This window comes from Pseudomonas sp. GW821-FHT07G06 (genome assembly GCF_058986625.1).
The window spans coordinates 16893-31461 of sequence record NZ_JBYSVW010000033.1 but is presented as its reverse complement, the minus strand read 5'-3'; the positions used below and the strand labels follow the sequence as shown (position 1 = coordinate 31461).

At 63.4% G+C, this 14569-nt stretch carries 10 protein-coding genes; 9 read left to right on the top strand and 1 reads right to left on the bottom strand.

The features are described 5' to 3' along the window. Positions 1-254 precede the first annotated feature (254 nt). From AC3WJW_RS29660 to AC3WJW_RS29625, 8 genes are all read left to right on the top strand, one after another. On the top strand, positions 255-1565 hold the full coding sequence (locus tag AC3WJW_RS29660) for an MFS transporter (RefSeq protein WP_493728502.1): 1311 nt from the start codon (positions 255-257) through the stop codon (positions 1563-1565). A gap of 23 nt (positions 1566-1588) precedes the next feature. Then, positions 1589-2818 (top strand): Zn-dependent hydrolase, encoded by a 1230-nt coding sequence (locus AC3WJW_RS29655; protein WP_493728501.1) that lies wholly within the window; start codon positions 1589-1591, stop codon positions 2816-2818. Positions 2819-2938: 120 nt separating this feature from the next. Next, positions 2939-3967 carry a histone deacetylase family protein gene (locus tag AC3WJW_RS29650; protein WP_493728500.1) on the top strand — a complete coding sequence of 343 codons (1029 nt, stop codon included), beginning with the start codon at positions 2939-2941 and terminating at the stop codon, positions 3965-3967. A gap of 205 nt (positions 3968-4172) precedes the next feature. Then, the gene (locus AC3WJW_RS29645) at positions 4173-6077 is read left to right on the top strand and encodes a sigma-54-dependent Fis family transcriptional regulator (protein WP_493728499.1); all 1905 of its coding nucleotides are present in this window, start codon (positions 4173-4175) and stop codon (positions 6075-6077) included. Next, complete coding sequence (locus AC3WJW_RS29640; RefSeq protein WP_493728498.1) at positions 6077-7795, top strand: ABC transporter ATP-binding protein; 1719 nt, start codon at positions 6077-6079, stop codon at positions 7793-7795. Before AC3WJW_RS29645 ends, AC3WJW_RS29640 begins: the two co-directional genes overlap by 1 nt. Further along, complete coding sequence (gene qhpE, locus AC3WJW_RS29635) at positions 7785-8462, top strand: subtilisin-like serine protease QhpE (RefSeq protein WP_493728497.1); 678 nt, start codon at positions 7785-7787, stop codon at positions 8460-8462. Before AC3WJW_RS29640 ends, qhpE begins: the two co-directional genes overlap by 11 nt. Next, positions 8459-9757, top strand: a complete 1299-nt coding sequence (gene qhpG, locus AC3WJW_RS29630) for a flavin-dependent monooxygenase QhpG (RefSeq protein ID WP_493728496.1) — start codon at positions 8459-8461, stop codon at positions 9755-9757. Before qhpE ends, qhpG begins: the two co-directional genes overlap by 4 nt. 94 nt (positions 9758-9851) lie before the next feature. After that, on the top strand, positions 9852-10850 hold the full coding sequence (locus AC3WJW_RS29625; RefSeq protein ID WP_493728495.1) for an acyltransferase family protein: 999 nt from the start codon (positions 9852-9854) through the stop codon (positions 10848-10850). 101 nt (positions 10851-10951) lie between these two features. Here AC3WJW_RS29625 and AC3WJW_RS29620 read toward each other — a convergent pair whose 3' ends face one another. Further along, positions 10952-12442 (bottom strand): aldehyde dehydrogenase family protein, encoded by a 1491-nt coding sequence (locus AC3WJW_RS29620; RefSeq protein ID WP_102701352.1) that lies wholly within the window; start codon positions 12440-12442, stop codon positions 10952-10954. Positions 12443-12931: 489 nt separating this feature from the next. On the opposite strand from AC3WJW_RS29620, the gene peaA reads away from it, so the two are divergent. Further along, positions 12932-14512: a quinohemoprotein amine dehydrogenase subunit alpha gene (peaA, locus tag AC3WJW_RS29615; RefSeq protein WP_493728494.1), complete on the top strand. Its 1581-nt coding sequence runs from the start codon at positions 12932-12934 to the stop codon at positions 14510-14512. Positions 14513-14569 lie beyond the last annotated feature (57 nt).

Genomic DNA, 14569 nt, shown 5'->3' with positions numbered 1-14569 from the left:
GAGGGGAGGGCAATGGATGCCCTCCCTTTTTCCTTCCACTCGATGACCCATCGTGAATCGGGGTGCCAGCAGCGTACGTCGCGTTCGGCTGCAGCTGCTCTCAATTATAAGATGTAGTAATACTTCGAATAATAAATAGAAAATTGACTAATCATGGTCCCGGAACGAAAAATCATCCCCAGACCGGCGCCGCCAGAGCGCCGCGGATTTGCCGTTTCCCTCCTGCCAGAAAAATAACCAAAGGAGCCCGACCCATGAAGCCTCAAGCTTCGTCCCAGCCGCGCCGTGCGGCAGCCGCCGCCTTTATTGGCACCATGATCGAGTGGTACGACTTTTACATCTATGCCACCGCCGCCGCGCTGGTGTTCGGCGCGCTGTTCTTCCCCTCCGACGACAAACTGTTCAGCACCATGGCGGCATTCGGCACCTTTGCCGTGGGCTTCTTTGCGCGGCCGTTGGGCGGGATTGTTTTCGGCCATATCGGTGACCGCATCGGTCGCAAGAAGTCGCTGATCATCACCCTGTTGATGATGGGCGTGGTCACGGTGTGCATCGGCTTGCTGCCGACCTACGCGCAGATCGGCGCGGCGGCGCCGGTGCTGCTGATCCTGCTGCGCATCGTCCAGGGCATCGCCGTCGGTGGCGAATGGGGCGGGGCGGTGTTGATGGCCGGCGAGCATGCACCGAAAGGCCGGCGCAATTTCTTCGCCTCGTTTGCGCAACTGGGCAGCCCGGCGGGATTGATCCTCTCGCTGCTGGCCTTCAGCGCGGTCACCCGTCTGCCGGAAGAAGACCTGATGAGCTGGGGCTGGCGCTTGCCGTTCCTCGCCAGTTCGCTGTTGTTGCTGGTGGGCCTGGCGATTCGCCTGGGGGTGAATGAGTCGCCGGAATTTCTCGCCAGTCGCGAGCAGGCCAGTAAAAACCAGCGCAAGGAACAGGCGCCGGTCATGGAGGTGCTGCGCACGGCGTGGCGTCCGCTGTTGCTGTGCATCGGCGCCAACACCCTGGGGATCGCCGGGGTGTATTTCACCAACACCTTCATGATTGCCTACACCACCCAGCAACTCTCATTGCCGCGCTCGCTGATTCTGGAGTGCCTGTTCTTCGTCGCGATCATCCAGTTCTGCATCCAGCCGCTGGCGGCCTGGGTCGCCGAGAAGATCGGCGCGACCCGCTTCCTGTGCCTGGTGTCGCTGTTGGCCATGGCCTCGCCATACCCGATGTTCGTGCTGGTCAGTTCGGCCCAGGCGCCGCTGATCATCCTCGGCATTGCCCTGGCGGTGGTGTGCATGGCGTCGTTCTACGCGGTGATCGCCGGCTACGTCAGCGGCATGTTCGAGACCCGCGTGCGCTACACCGCGATTTCCCTGGCGTACCAGATTTGCGGCGCGCTGGCCGGTGGCCTGACGCCGCTGATCGGCACGATGCTGGCGCACCGGTTCGCCGGCCAGTGGTGGCCGATGGCGGTGTTCTACAGCCTGATCGCCGCGACTTCGCTGCTGTGTGTCCTGTCCCTCGCCCGTCGCCACGCCAGCGCTGAACGCCTGGAACTGGTCAAGGCCTGAACCGAATTTTCCTGGAGAAACTCATGTTGAAGATTAATGGCGAACGCCTCTGGGCGAGTCTGATGGCGATGGCCGAAATCGGCGCCACCGCCCGTGGCGGCAGCTGCCGCCTGGCCCTGAGCGACGAGGACAAGGCCGGTCGCGAACTCTTTGCCCACTGGTGCCGTGAAGCCGGCATGACCCTGAGCGTGGATGCCATCGGCAACCTGTTCGCCCGTCGAGCCGGCATTGATCCTGACGCGGCACCGGTGATGATGGGCAGCCACCTCGACACCCAGCCCGAAGGCGGGCGGTTCGATGGCGTGTACGGCGTGCTCGCCGGCCTGGAAGTGGTGCGCTGCCTGAACGATCTGGGGATCCAGACCCGCAAGCCACTGGAAGTGGCGGTGTGGACCAACGAAGAAGGCGCACGCTTCACCCCGGCGATGTTCGGCTCGGCGGTGTTTACCGGCATCATGGCGCTGGACGCCGCGCTGGCGGTGCGCGACATCGATGGCATCAGCGTCGCCGAGGCACTGCAATGTACCGGTTATGCCGGTGAGCGCCCGCTGGGTGGGGCGGTGGATGCCTACTTTGAAGCGCACATCGAGCAAGGGCCGATCCTCGAAGACAACGCCAAGAGCATCGGCGTCGTCAGCGGCGGCCAGGCGATTCGCTGGCTCGACGTGCGGGTCGAAGGCATGGCGGCCCACGCCGGTACCACGCCTATGCCGCTGCGCAAGGATGCCTTGTACGGCGTGGCGCCGATGATCCAGGCCATCGAAGCCCTGGCGGCGGACTTCGCCCCTGAAGGCCTGACCACGGTCGGTGAGTTGAGCATCAACAAATCGTCGCGCAATACCATTCCGGGGCTGGTGAACTTCAGCGTCGACCTGCGTCATCACCGTGACGAAACCATCGAGGCGATGGAGCAACAGGTCCGTGCGCGGCTTCAGGCGATAGCCGACGGTCGCGGTTTGAAACTGGCGATCACCCCGCACTGGATCAGCCCGGCCACGCCGTTCGACGCGGACTGCGTGGCGGCGGTGCAGCAGGCCGTGGATGGGCTGGGCTACGCTCAGCAATCGATCGTCAGCGGCGCCGGGCATGACGCGATCCACCTGGCGCGGTTCTGCCCGACGGCCATGGTGTTCATCCCGTGCGTGGGCGGGTTGAGCCACAACGAAGCTGAAGACGTGTTGCCTGAAGATGTGCGGCAGGGCACGGATGTGTTGCTCAACGCCGTGCTGTCTCGTGCCGAAATCATTGAATAAACACAAATCCCATGTGGGAGCGAGCCTGCTCGCGATTGCGGTGGATCAGTCGCCAACAATGTTGAATGTGCTGGCCTCATCGCGAGCAAGCTCGCTCCCACACTGATAGGTATTCATTCCATGCGCAGTTTTTTTCACCCGGAACAATTGCTCCACCATCCACGCAGCTACTACTCCCGTGGCCAGATGCGCACACCGCAGGAAGTGCCGGAGCGTGCGCAGCGCCTGGTGCAGGCGTCTCATGCCTTGGGTTTCAAGGTCGAGCAACCGGCCGACGCCGGGCTCGATCCGCTGCTGGCGGTGCACGGCGCACCGTACCTGCGGTTTTTGCAGGAAGCCCATCAGCGCTGGAAAGAGATTCCCGAGGATTGGGGCGATGAGGTGATGTCGAACATCTTCGTCCGCGAACCGAATGCCCTGCGCGGGATACTCGCCCAGGCCGCGCGTTATCTGGCCGATGGCAGTTGCCCGGTGGGCGAGCAGACGTGGCGTTCGGCCTACTGGTCGGCGCAAAGCGCCATCGCCGGCGCCCGGGCGTTGCTCGATGGCGAGCCGGCAGCCTATGCCTTGTGCCGTCCACCGGGCCACCATGCTCGGGCCGAAGCGGCGGGTGGTTTCTGCTACGTGAACAACGCGGCCGTGGCGGCCCAGGTATTGCGCGACGGGTTCGCACGGGTGGCGGTGCTCGACACCGACATGCACCATGGCCAGGGCATTCAGGAGATTTTCTACGACCGTGACGACGTGCTCTACGTTTCGGTGCACGGCGATCCGACCAACTTCTATCCGGGTGTCGCAGGCTTTGCCGAAGAACGCGGTGCCGGGGCGGGCGAGGGTTTCAACCTCAACCTGCCGATGGCCCATGGCGCCAGCGAGGCCGACTTCCTCGAGCAACTGGAGGTAGCGCTGAAGGCGGTGACGGACTTCGGTGCCGAGGTGCTGGTGCTGTCCCTGGGCTTCGATATTTTCGAGCTGGACCCGCAAAGCAAAGTGGCGGTGACCCGCGAAGGATTTGCCGTGCTCGGCGAGCGCATTCGCAGCCTCGGGTTGCCGTGCCTGATCGTGCAGGAGGGCGGGTATCACCTGGAGAGTCTGGAGGAGAATGCAAAGGCGTTTTTTGTTGGGCCAGAGGTTTGGACGCATCGATAAGTCCGTGTGTCGCGAAAAGATCGCAGCCTGCGGCAGCTCCTACACTTGGAATTCGATACCCCTGTAGGAGCTGCCGCAGGCTGCGATCTTTTTTGCCTGAAAGGCAAACGCCCTACGGCACTTGCCATAGCCCTTACGTTAACGTAAAGATTGCGGCAGGGCGCCGACGTATGAAGGCGCAAGGGCGGACGACCCGGAGCGCTTGATGACGCTAATAAAAACAAACTCCCCCAAACTGCATCGCGAAGCCCGGCTGGCCCGGGAAAAGCTGCACCTGGAAGGCGAAGTGCCGGATGGCGTCCTGCGTGCGGAAATCGATGCCTCGTGGCGGCGCAGCCTGAGCCATGGCGTGCATTTCAATGCCAAGCACGAGCTGGCGCTGGAATCGAGCGCCAGCCTCGACCTGTTGCTGGCCAGCAATCGCCTGCTGATCGACGCCGCGTTGCCGGCCATCGATTACCTGGCCGAGCGTCAGGGCAAGGAAGGGCTGATCATCCTCGCCAATTCCGACGCCACCATCCTCGCCGTCGAAGGCCGCGCCGACCGCCTCAAGGGCAGTGGCCTGCAGGACATCACCCTCGGCGCCTGCTGGAGCGAAGCGGTCCGCGGCACCAACGCCCTCGGCACGGCACTGGTGGAAGCGCGGCCGACCCTGATCGATTGCGGCGAGCATTATCTGGATCGCCTCAGTGATTTTTCCTGCACTTCGGTGCCGATCCATTGCCCTCAGGGCGACATCCTCGGCGTCCTCGACCTGACCCGCGAAGGCCCGCTCGGCCGCGCCCACGACAGCACCGCGCTGCTGGCCATGGCCGTCAGCCAGATCGAAAGCCGGGTGTTCAACGCCAGTTACCCGGACGAGATCGTCCTCGCCTTCCACAGCCGTCGCCAATACCTCGAATCCCCGTGGCAAGGCCTGCTGGCGGTGAGCCTTGGCGGGCAGATCCTCGCGGTCAGCGCCCAGGCTTGTCAGTTGCTCCACGCCGAGCGCTCGGCCCTGGTCGGTCGGCGCTGCGAGGAGTTTCTCGGCGTCGACGGTCTGCAATTGTTGGCACGCCTGCATCAGGGCGGCACCGGCAGTCTGCAGACCGCCAAGGGTGAATTTTTCTATAAAACCCTGCGCGCGCCGCAACGCTCGATCAACGTCGGCAGCCCGCCGCGCACGGTCGCCAAGCCGGCCAAGGCGCAACCGGATCTGGAAGCGCTCGCCGGCAGCAACAGCCGTTACGCCCGAGCCTTGCGCATGGCCCGTCAAGGGTTGGCCAACGAACTGCCGGTCCTGCTATTGGGCGAAACCGGCACCGGCAAAGAGGTGATCGCCCGCGCCCTGCACATGGCGGGAGCGCGCTGCGACAAACCCTTCGTGGCGGTGAACTGCGCGGCCATTCCCGAAGGCCTGATCGAGTCCGAACTGTTCGGCTACCGCGAAGGCGCGTTCACCGGTTCACGCCGGGGCGGCATGGTCGGCCGCCTGCAACAGGCCCATGGCGGCACTTTGTTCCTCGATGAAATCGGCGACATGCCCCTGGCCTTGCAAGCCCGACTGTTGCGGGTGTTGCAGGATCGCAAGGTCGCGCCACTGGGCGCCGGCGAAGAGCAGGACATCGACGTCGCGCTGATCTGCGCCACCCACCGTGACCTCAAGCGTCTGGTGGAAGATAAACACTTTCGCGAAGACCTGTTCTACCGGGTCAACGGCATCAGCGTGATGCTCCCGGCCCTGCGCGAACGCGAGGATTTCGCCGCGCTGGTCAGCCGCATGCTGGCGACACTGGGCGCACCCGCCGTGGTCCTGCACGATGATCTCGATCGCTTGCTCAGCGGCTATCACTGGCCGGGCAACATCCGCCAGCTGGAGATGGTCCTGCGCACCGCGCTGGCCATGCGCGAACCGGGTGAAACCGTGCTGACCCTCGACCACCTACCCGACAGCATGCTCGACGAATTGACCGCCGGCGAACGGCCCCAGGCCGGCAGCATCCGGGAAAACGAACTGGAGCTGATCCGTCAGTCCCTGGACACGCATCAGGGCAACGTCTCGGCCGCCGCCGACGCCCTGGGCATCAGCCGCGCGACCCTGTATCGCAAGCTCAAACAGTTGCGTTCGTGATGCAACGTCTGATCGTTCGGCTGATCGACAGCCAGAACCCCGAGGCCTTGCAGGCGTCGCTGCGCTGGCTGTACAGCTTCGTGCGCCCCCATCGCCTGGCGATTGCCGGGCTGCTGGGCCTGTCGGTCTGCGCTTCGGCGTTGGTGCTGGTGCAGCCGTGGCTGACCAAGCTGTTGATCGACGACGGCCTGCTGGCGCGCAACTTCCCGATGCTGGTGCTGATCGCCGGGCTGATGATTGTTGCCGGGCTGTTGGGCACGGCGCTTTCGGGCATCAACCGCTACCTGCACACGCGCCTGTCCGGGCGCATGCTGTTTGCCTTGCGCGATGACCTGTACCGGCATCTGCAATCCCTGTCGCCGAGCTTTTACGGTCAGCGGCGCATCGGTGACCTGATGTCGCGCCTCGATGGCGATGTCGCGGAGATCCAGCGGTTCGCCGTGGACTCGCTGTTCTCGGCGGTGTCGAGCGTGATTGGCCTGGTGGTTGCCATCGCGATGCTGGTGACGCTGTCCTGGAAACTGTCGCTGCTGGCCCTGGTACTGATCCCCCTCGATGTCCTCTGGCTGCGCTGGATGCGGCGCAAGATCGAGCGCGATGTGCGGCAGTTGCGCGAGCGTTCGGCGGACATGTCGTCGTTCATGGTCGAGACCTTGCCGGTGATGAAGTTCATCCAGTCCGCCGGCCAGCAACAGCGCGAAGCACGGCGCCTCGAAACGCTGGGGCAGGGCTACATGAGCCAGTTGCTGCGCCTGCAAGTCACCGAGTTTTTCACCCAGGCCGTGCCCGGCACGCTGACCTCGCTGTCCCGGGCCTGCGCCTTCCTGATCGGCGGATACTGGGTGGTGCAGGGCACCTGGCAGCTCGGTGCGTTGATTGCGTTTTCCACCTACCTGGGGATGGCCGTGGGGCCGGTACAGAGCCTGCTCGGACTCTACGTGGCGATTCAGCGGATGACCGTCAGCCTCGGCCGGGTCATGGAGTTGCGCGGCGAACAGCCGACCGTGTCGACGCCTGCCAGACCACGGCCGATGCCCAATGGCGGTGATCTCTGGTTCGACAACGTGCACTTCGCCCATCCCGGTCGCCAATCGACCCTGCGCGGTATCGAAGCGCGGATACCCTACGGTTTGAAAGTGGCCCTCAGCGGCGGTTCGGGCGTCGGTAAATCCACCCTGATCGACCTGCTGCAACGGCATCACGATCCGCAATCGGGACGGGTACTGCTGGGCGACGTCGATGTTCGGGAGCTGGACCTGTTCCAGTTGCGTCGACGCATTGCCATCGTCAGCCAGGACATCGTGCTGTTTCGCGGCAGCCTCGCCGACAACCTGGCTTACGCGGTGCCGGACGCCAGCCGCGAAGCGATTGCCGAAGTGGCGCGCCTGGCGCAACTCGACGGCCTGATCGAGTCCTTGCCCGAGGGCCTCGACAGTCCGCTGGGTGAACGCGGCCAGCAGTTGTCCGGTGGGCAGAAGCAGCGCATCGCGATTGCCCGGGCGCTGTTGCAGGACCCTTTGATTCTGGTGCTCGATGAAGCGACCTCAGCGGTGGACGAAGCCACCGAGCGCGAAGTCATCGACGCCATCGACCGCTTGTTTGCCGCACGCACGCGCATCCTGATCAGCCATCGCCCTTCAACCCTGGCCGATGCCGATCTGCGGTTCGAATTACTCGACGGCGTGCTGACCTCGAAAACGGTGCTGCATGAAACCTGAGTTGCGCGTGGGTGTGGTGGACAGCGGCCATTCGGCGGCGCAACGGGTGCAAGTGATCGCCGGTCGGCGCTTTTCATTGCTCGAAGACGGCCTGGCCGAGGGCGACTTGCGCGACGATCCGTTGGGCCATGGCAGCGCGGTGATCGAGGCGATTGGCCGGCGTGCCCCCTCGGCGCTGTTTTGCGTGGCCCAGGTGTTCGACCAGCGCGGTGTCACCAGTGCCTTGCAGATCGCCACGGCGATTGACTGGCTGGTGGCGCAGAACGTGCGACTGATCAATCTGAGCCTCGGCCTGCGCCAGGATCGCAGCCTGTTGCGCGCGGCCTGCGCGGCGGCGGTGGCACGGGGCGTGTTGTTGTGTGCGTCGAGTCCGGCCCAGGGCGAAGGGGTGTTTCCGGCCAACTATCCGCAGGTGTTGCGGGTGACCGGCGATGCGCGCTGCGCCGAGCAGGAATGGTCGTGGCTCAACAGCGCCCAGGCGGATTTCGCCGCCTGTGTGCATGGCACGTACCCGGGGCAATCCGGGGCGAGCCTCGGTTGCGCCGCGTTGAGCGGGCACATTGCCGGGTTCCTTGTCGAACAGCCTGATGCCAGCAATGAGCAAGTCATCGAGTGGTTGCGCGACCATGCCCGTTACCGTGGCCCTGAACGGCGCTTCGGGCCATGACGGACATCGTCATTCTTGGCGCCGGACCGGCTGGAGCTGCTGTCGCACTGGGGCTACGGCGGCTTGGCCATGGCGTCACGCTGATCAGCGAATGGCGCCGGTTTGCGGCGCTTGAAGGCGTGTCCGTGCGGGTTCTGGATGCCTTGCGCAGCGCGGGCCTGCATCAGGCGTTGACGGAGGCGGCGCTGCCCTCTCAACGCCAGGTGAGCTGGAACGGCCAGCACCATGCGCAGAATATCGAGTACTTGCTCGACCGTCCGGTGTTTGACCGAGGCCTGCGTGAGGATTTGCGCCTGGCGGGGGTCGAGCTGATCGAAGGCCGGGTGCTCAGGGTTCAGTCATCGGCCCATGGCCACCGAATCGAAATCGACGGACACGAACCGCTGCTCGCGCCATTTCTCGTGGAAGCCCGAGGACGTCAGGCACCTGCTATCGGCAAGGGTTTGCGTGGCCCCGAGACCGTCAGCCTGCTCAATCGCTGGCAAGGTACGCCGGGCAGCACCGCCAGCGCCGTGGAAAGCCTTGCGGATGGCTGGGCATGGATGGCGCGGCGGGCCGACGGCCAGTGTTACTGGCAATGGACGGTGGACGTGGCCAGTGCCGGGTTGCCGGGCAAGACCATGCTGCTCGAGTACTGCCGGCAAAGACGTGGGGAGTCGGCGGTGGCCCGTGGTTTTTTCGGCGGCGAACCGGAGCTGGATTTGCAGCTGCATGCCCGCAGCAGCACGGCGATTCTCAACCCGCAGGTGTGCGGCGAGAACTGGATTCGGGTCGGTGATGCGGCGATGGCCGTGGACCCGTTGTCGGGCAACGGCATCTTTCAGTCCCTCTCCTCGGCGTTGCAGGCGCCGACGGTGATCAACACACTGTTGTGCAAACCTGAGCGAGCGGCTCTGGCCCGGCGTTTCCACCAGCAGCGGGTGGAACAGTTGTTCCTGCGGTTCGCGCGGATCGGCCGGGATTTTTATGCCGATGAGCAGCGTTGGCTGGATCAGCCATTCTGGCAGGCGCGACGGCAATGGCCGGATGCTGAAATCGCCCATGCCGAGGCCGATTTCAATGCGCTGAGGATCGAACTTGCACCGGTGCTGCGCGATGGTTTTGTCGATGAAGCCGAGGTGGTGATCACGGTGGATCAGCCGCTGGGCATTTGGCATGTGCATGGGGTTGAGGTGGCGGCGTTGGTGCAGAGGTTAAAGCAGGGAGAGCCGGCGGATCAGGTATTGGCCGGGTTGACGTTGGAGCAGGGGCGGATGGTTCGCAGCTGGTTGCTGGGCCAGGGATTCAAACCTTGAATGAAGAACGTCCGGATCCGGCGAAAAAGCCTGTTCTCCCAGCGCAAAGCATCGTAATTTACGCGCCATAACGACAAGGATTTTTGGGGTGTAAGTGGGAGCCTATCGTCTGCTATTGGCCGTTCTGGTGGCTGTTTCTCATATGGGCAAGACGTTCATGGGGCTAAATCCCGGCGTGATTGCCGTGATTTCCTTCCTGATCATCAGCGGTTTCGTGATGACCTCGCTGATCGAACGCAACTACAAGGCACCGGAGAAAGTCGGCCTGTTCTACCTGGACCGTGCCCTGCGGCTCTATCCTCAATTCCTGTTCTACTTCGTGGTTTCCTGTGCGGTGATCTATTTCCTGTTGCCCGGCACGCCTCAAGCCGCCGAGTTGACGCTGCGCAACATCGCCGCAAGCCTGGCTATTGTGCCGCTCGGCTTCTACATGTTCGGCGCAGCGGGATCGTGGATCTTGCCGCCGGCCTGGTCTTTGGGGCTAGAGATGTGCTTCTACCTGGTGATCCCTTTCCTGATCATCTACAGGGCGCGGGGCGTTGCGTTTGCTCTATCCGTTGTGGTCTTCATGGCCGCGTGCCTGGGTTTCATCAACACCGACCTGTACGGCTACCGTCTATTGCCAGGTGTGCTGTTCATGTTCCTGTGCGGCAGCTACCTGTACAAAGCGCAGCCGAAGGATTTAGCGATCACTGCCGGCACCGCCGTGGCGGCGGCCCTGATGTTTGTGGCCATCATGGCGGGGTGGATAGAGCGCCGACCGTTCAATGCAGAAGTGACCGCCGGCATAGCGTTGGGCGTGCCTGCCGTGTACCTGCTGACAAAGCTCAAGTTTCACCGGATTGACGAGTTCCTCGGCAATATCAGCTACGGGGTGTTCCTGAATCACTATGTGGTGATGTACTTCCTGCACGCTATCTGGTCGGTTGCCTACGATTGGGCCATTGTTGCAACAGTGCTGGCCTTGTCGTTTCTGCTCAGCGGCGTTTCGTACTACTGCGTCGAACGGCCGGCCCTGAAGCTTCGTCACGCGCTTCGGGCCGGCGCAAAGTATGGAGTGGGTCAACCGCAGGGCCGCGAAACAGCGGCGTAGTGGCTGGGGGCGCCTTCGCGGGCAAGCCCGCTCCCACCGGGTAACACATTTCAATGTGGGAGCGGGCTTGCCCGCGAAAGCGGACTAAAGAACGCCGCAAATTACAGCTTGATCAACACCGACTTCAGCTCGGTGTAATGCTCGATCGCCGCATACCCCATCTCACGCCCGACCCCTGACATCTTGTAGCCGCCGAACGGCAACGCCGGGTCCAGTGCGCTGTGGCAGTTGACCCACACCGACCCCGACTTGATGCGCGGAATCATCCGGTGCACCGCCGCCAGATCATTCGACCAGATGCTCGCCCCCAGGCCGTAGGGGCTGTCATTGGCCATGCGCAGGGCATCGGCCTCGTCATCGAAGGGAATCGCCACCAGCACCGGGCCGAAGATTTCTTCCTGCACCAATGAGTGCTTCTGATCGACATCGACAATCACCGTCGGCTTGACGAAGAACCCCGGGCCAAACTGCTCACCGCCGCAGGCGATGGTCGCGCCGCTTTCCCGGCCCTTTTCGATGTACCCGTAGACGCGCTCCTGCTGGCGCGCCGAGATCAAGGGGCCCATGTCGACGCTCGGGTCCAGGCCATTACCGAGTTTCATTGCGTTGGCGATTCCGGCGATATCCGCCACCACATTGTCGAAGTGCTTGCGCTGCACATAGAGCCGCGAACCTGCGCAGCAGACCTGGCCCTGGTTGAAGAAAATCGCGCTGGCAGCCCCGGCCGCGGCGGTTTTCAGGTCGGCGTCGGCCATGACGATGGTGGGTGATTTGCCGCCCAGTTCCAGGGTGACCCGGGTCATGGAGTCCATGGCGATCTTGCCGATCTGCTTGCCCACAGCGGTGGAGCCGGTGAAGGTCAGTTTGTCCACCAGCGGGTTGTGGGTCAGGGCGGAGCCTGCGGTGATGCCGGTGCCGGTGACCACGTTGAACACGCCTTCGGGGTAACCGGCCTCCAGCACCAGCTCGGCGAGTTTCAGTGCGGTCAGCGGGGTTTCATCGGCCGGTTTGAGCACCACGGTACAACCGGTGGCCAGGGCCGGGCCGAGTTTCCAGCAGGCCAGCAGCAGCGGGAAGTTCCAGGCAACGATGGCACCGACCACGCCCACCGCTTCACGACGGATGAAGCTGTGGAACTGATCGTCGGGCATCAGCGGTGCCGACACGTCAACCGTGGAGCCTTCGATCTTGGTCGCCCAGCCGGCCATGTAACGCAGGAAGTCGATGGCCAGTTGCACGTCCATCACCTGGGCCACGGCCGCGCTTTTACCGTTGTTCAGGCATTCCAGTTGCGCCAGCAGCTCGGCGTCGCGCTGCATCAGGTCGGCGAGTTTCCACAGCAGGTTCTGTCGCTCCCGGGGGCGGGTGCGGGTCCAGGACGAATCGTCGAATGCCTGGCGCGCGGCGAGTACCGCACGATCGACATCCTCCGGCGTTGCCCGTGGCACCACGCACAGCACTTCACCGGTGGCCGGATTGTGCAGGGGCATGGTCTGGCCGTCGGCGGCCTCGACCCAGTCACCGCCGATGAGCATGCGCGGGGCGCGCTGGATGAACGCCGAAGTGGCGGGAAGCAGGTGTGGGAGCGACATGATGAAACCTCGTCTTGTTCGTGTGGCGAGGTCTTTCGCAATGGCTGTGCCAGTTGTGCTCGTTTGATTGGAACCCTGATCGGATGGGGCTCTTGGGTTATTTGCCCATGACAGGGGAGCAAGTGAGCGTCGCAAATTGCGACAGCGAGGATCAAAAGATCGCAGCCTGCGGCAGCTCCTACACGAAAATCGCCGCACACCTGTAGGAGCTGCCGCAGGCTGCGATCTTCTGATCTTGATCCTATGCTTGTCTCAGAGTGCAACAGATGTCGCGATATTAGACGCAAGCCCCCGCCTGCGACCGGCGGAAAACACCCAATATTTTTTCCAAACGACTGATAAATATCACTATTCATAAGCTGGCACGCTCCGTGTATTGCTCATCGCAGACGTTTCTCTTGCCTCCGTCAGCGGTTCACCGCCGACGGCAGAAACCATAAAAACGATAAGCCACAACAATAAGAACGCACCGTGCGAGGTTCGACGTTGATGAAGAGAAAACTCCGATCAGGCATGAGCGCCAGCCTGCTGGCCGTAGCCGCTTGCGTAGCGCTGCATTCGCCTCACAGCCTGGCAGCCCGCGACGCCCAGACCATCCTCAAGGAAACCTGTCAGGGCTGTCATACCCCAGAAGCCGATAACGCCCTCAGCCGCATCAGCCACCAGCGCAAGACGCCGGAAGGCTGGCTGATGAGCATCGCCCGGATGCAGACCATGCACGGTTTGCAGATCAGCGACGACGACCGTCGCACGCTGGTCAAATACCTGGCCGACACCCAGGGCCTGGCGCCGAGCGAAACCGACGGTGTGCGCTATGCGCTGGAACGCCGGCTCAATACCGTCGAGCAATTCGATGACCAGACCAGCCAGATGTGCGGCCGCTGCCACTCCGGTGCGCGGGTGGCCCTGCAACGGCGTCCGGCCCAGGAATGGGAGCGCCTGGTGAACTTCCACCTCGGCCAATGGCCGTCACTCGAATACCAGGCCATGTCCCGCGACCGCGACTGGTTCGATCTGGCCCGCAAAGAGATGGTGCCGCTGCTGGCCAAGCGTTTTCCGCTGGACAACCCGGCCTGGAAAAAATGGCAGAGCGCCGCACCGAAAAGCGAGACCCTGGCGGGTGACTGGAGCTTCAGCGGCCACTTGCCGGGCAAAGGCGAGCTGGCCGGTGTCATGAGCGTAACCGCCGACGGCAGCGACACCTTCAAGGTCAGCGTCAAAGGCCAGTATGCCGACGGCACGCCATTCAACGGCGACGGCAGCGCGATTCTCTACACCGGCTATGAATGGCGCGGCAACGTGACCATCGATGGCGTGACCATGCGCCAGGTGTTCGCCGCGCAAGGCAATGCCATGCAGGGCCGGATGTTCGAGGCCGAGCACGACGAACGCGGCCTGGACTTCGTCGCCGCCAAACAGGGTTCCCAGCGTTTGCTGGCGGTGCAACCGGGCTACGTGAAGGTCGGCAGCGAAACCGAAGTGACCCTGATTGGCAGCGGTCTTTCCGGCAAGCCGAACTTCGGCAAAGGCGTGGAAGTGGTCGAAGTCGTCTCGCAGAGCCCGGAGCAGATCAAGGTCAAGCTCAAGGCCGCCGCCAATGCCCAGCCGGGGGCGCGTGCAGTCACCGTCGGCACGCTGAAAGGCCCGAGCCTGTCGGTGTACAGCAAGATCGACGCAGTCAAGGTCGTACCTGAATTCTCGGTGGCACGGATCGGCGAGGGTGGCGGTTCGACGCCGAAGGTCCAGGGCCGTTTCGATGCCGAGGCCTGGGGCAAGGGCGCCGATGGCAAGCCGTACCGCATCGGCGTGTTCCCGGCGCAGTGGAAGGTCGAAGCCTTCGACGACCGTGCCAGGGAAGACGAAGACGTCAAGTTCGCCGGCACCATGCAGGCCGACACCGGGGTGTTCACACCGGGCGATGCCGGGCCGAATCCGGCACGCAAGATGTCCACCAACAATGCCGGCAACCTCAAGGTGATCGCCGCCGTCGACGATGCAGGGAAATCCCTGACCGGCGAGGGCCACATGATCGTCACCGTGCAACGCTGGAACAATCCACCCATTCCGTGATGTTGAAACCTGAGCTTGGCTGACCAAAACGGTTTCAGACACTTTTTCGGAATGACC

What these genes read in the sequence shown, in the direction of transcription:
- AC3WJW_RS29655 (WP_493728501.1), top strand. Translation starts at nt 1,589, where the DNA reads ATGTTGAAGATTAATGGCGAACGCCTCTGGGCGAGTCTGATGGCGATG.
- AC3WJW_RS29640 (WP_493728498.1), top strand. Translation starts at nt 6,077, where the DNA reads ATGCAACGTCTGATCGTTCGGCTGATCGACAGCCAGAACCCCGAGGCC.
- qhpG (WP_493728496.1), top strand. Translation starts at nt 8,459, where the DNA reads ATGACGGACATCGTCATTCTTGGCGCCGGACCGGCTGGAGCTGCTGTC.
- AC3WJW_RS29645 (WP_493728499.1), top strand. Translation starts at nt 4,173, where the DNA reads ATGACGCTAATAAAAACAAACTCCCCCAAACTGCATCGCGAAGCCCGG.
- AC3WJW_RS29620 (WP_102701352.1), bottom strand. Translation starts at nt 12,442, where the DNA reads ATGTCGCTCCCACACCTGCTTCCCGCCACTTCGGCGTTCATCCAGCGC.
- AC3WJW_RS29650 (WP_493728500.1), top strand. Translation starts at nt 2,939, where the DNA reads ATGCGCAGTTTTTTTCACCCGGAACAATTGCTCCACCATCCACGCAGC.
- peaA (WP_493728494.1), top strand. Translation starts at nt 12,932, where the DNA reads ATGAAGAGAAAACTCCGATCAGGCATGAGCGCCAGCCTGCTGGCCGTA.
- qhpE (WP_493728497.1), top strand. Translation starts at nt 7,785, where the DNA reads ATGAAACCTGAGTTGCGCGTGGGTGTGGTGGACAGCGGCCATTCGGCG.
- AC3WJW_RS29660 (WP_493728502.1), top strand. Translation starts at nt 255, where the DNA reads ATGAAGCCTCAAGCTTCGTCCCAGCCGCGCCGTGCGGCAGCCGCCGCC.